The organism is Algoriphagus antarcticus (assembly GCF_002150685.1).
In the GTDB taxonomy this organism is placed as follows: Bacteria; Bacteroidota; Bacteroidia; order Cytophagales; family Cyclobacteriaceae; genus Algoriphagus; species Algoriphagus antarcticus.
In genome coordinates this window covers 1-1961 of sequence record NZ_MSSW01000022.1, presented here as the reverse complement: position 1 = coordinate 1961, position 1961 = coordinate 1, and the positions used below count along the sequence as shown (strand labels likewise).

Annotated in this window: 3 protein-coding genes; all 3 read left to right on the top strand. The window is 36.5% G+C overall.

Annotated elements, in window-relative coordinates; translation table 11 throughout:
- Nucleotides 1-630, top strand: a 630-nt coding sequence (locus BVH04_RS25430; RefSeq protein ID WP_169714403.1) for a hypothetical protein, incomplete at its 5' end; no start/stop codon positions are given.
- A 1-nt stretch (nt 631) separates the two neighbouring features.
- Nucleotides 632-1138 carry a hypothetical protein gene (locus tag BVH04_RS09505; protein WP_140160556.1) on the top strand — a complete coding sequence of 169 codons (507 nt, stop codon included), beginning with the start codon at nt 632-634 and terminating at the stop codon, nt 1136-1138.
- 172 nt (nt 1139-1310) lie between these two features.
- On the top strand, nt 1311-1961 hold a 651-nt coding region (locus tag BVH04_RS25775), incomplete at its 3' end, for an RHS repeat domain-containing protein (protein ID WP_205635832.1).

Below are 1961 nucleotides of genomic sequence, written 5' to 3'. Positions count from 1 at the left end.
ACCCAAAATGAAGTCGGAACTGGGCAGGTTGTTAAGGGAGGATATGGTGAAGATATTGATATTGGAAGTGTATGGAGTCATACAGAAGATGTAGGATATCTTTCTGATAAGAAAAAAAATGATAAAAATAATCCGGAGAATAAAGACAGTAAGAAGACTGCAAGTAATTTAGGTGAATTGTCCACTGGGGCTGCCGTCGTTGAAGCTGTGGGAGATCAAATTAAAACCGCACAAACTAGAGTAATACCCGTGTATGATAAATCGGGAAAAGCAATAGCTGGTTGGAATATAATTTCTAAGCAGACGGGTCAGGTACTTAAATATGTCAAAGCAGGTTCATCAATAGGAAGTTTCATGTTAGGGGGTGCAAGTATTGGATATGATATTTATAATTTGTCTAATGAAGGTTTGGATTATGTTGGAAGATTCAGTTATCATACATTAGGAACTGTTTCAGCCACAGCAGGGGGTGTATACGGCACAGCAGGCTTGGGGGCTATGGTTGGAGGAATATTTATCTTAGGGGAGTATGCTTATGATGGATGGATGAAAAACATCCAGCCACAAATTACCCAAGGTTATAATGATTTTCATAATGCACTTAAAAGAGGGTGGGTACCTGGTCGTTGATATGAAAAAATTTTCAATATTAATTGCGGATCATTCCCGTCATTTGTCAATTCTAATTTTTCCACTTCTTATTGTTTCAATAGGAATATATTTAATGGTGGTCTATAAGGTTGGACATTTTGAATTAATTCCATCTTTATTCATGGGTGGCTTTGTATTTATTTTATATGTAGTGCCAATGATTGTACTTCATATTCAGTATTATTTATTAAATCGAAATGACACTTTTGAATATGATTGTTCTATTGGGAAAATGATTTTTAGGAGAAAGGGAAAACAAATTTGTTTTGAAGACCACGAGATTCTAAAAATTACCGTGTTTAAAACTAGAACACTAGCTGAAAATAGAACGCCAATTTTTCTGTGGGATTATTATAATTATTCTGTTATTGAGTTAAAAAGTGGTGAAGTTATCAAATTATCAAGTTTATTGGTCAATGAAATTGACAAAGTTTTGAATATAGATGTTTTTAAGATTAGGAAAACTCTCTATCCGTGGATTTCTTGAACATGGAGATTTAAAGAGTTAAAATCATAAATATTGATTATTTGTATGGTTTATTTTTTGAACTATCGCAAATTTAATTTCGAACTTACCAGTTTAGGAGACTATTGTTTAAAGCAATTTTATAATTCGCTGATTTACAGTTAAGAGTAATTGACTGGATAGTAATTGTGTTATGTTTAAGAAATGCAGACTTTCACCAGCCAGCTTTGTACGCTCAGGAATGGACAAGAAGCTGATCCAGCAGCTCACCGAATACGGTCAGAACCTAAGTGCAGGGGGAGTGAATGAAATTGCCATCGCAAATGTGATCGCGTTGGTGATCAACGAGTTGCAACAAAAACCCGTTCCTGAAGCATATATGGGATATGCACTCTACGATGCCGATTCAAACCTTTACGATCAAGGAAAAGTCATCCTATCCAAAAAAGCCAGAAACAAACATGAAGAACTGATCAAAAAGATCGCTGTACCTAAGGATGGATATATCGAGACTTACTTGGTCAATGAGACATCAGATGATGTTTGGTTTGATCAATTTCGAATAGAAAGCACTGGACCACTAATCGTACAGGAGACACACTATGATCCTTGGGGTCTCGAGCTTTCAGGACTGGGTTATCAGTATGGCGGAATCAAAATAAATCCGTATTTATACAACGGCAAAGAGGCAAACGGCCACTTGGGAGTAAACATGTATGACTTCGGAGCTAGGATGTACGATCCGGCCATTGGAAGATGGTTTGTACTTGATCCACTGGCGGAAAAGATGCGCAGGCATTCACCCTATAATTATGCATTCAATAATCCGATGCGCTTTATTGAT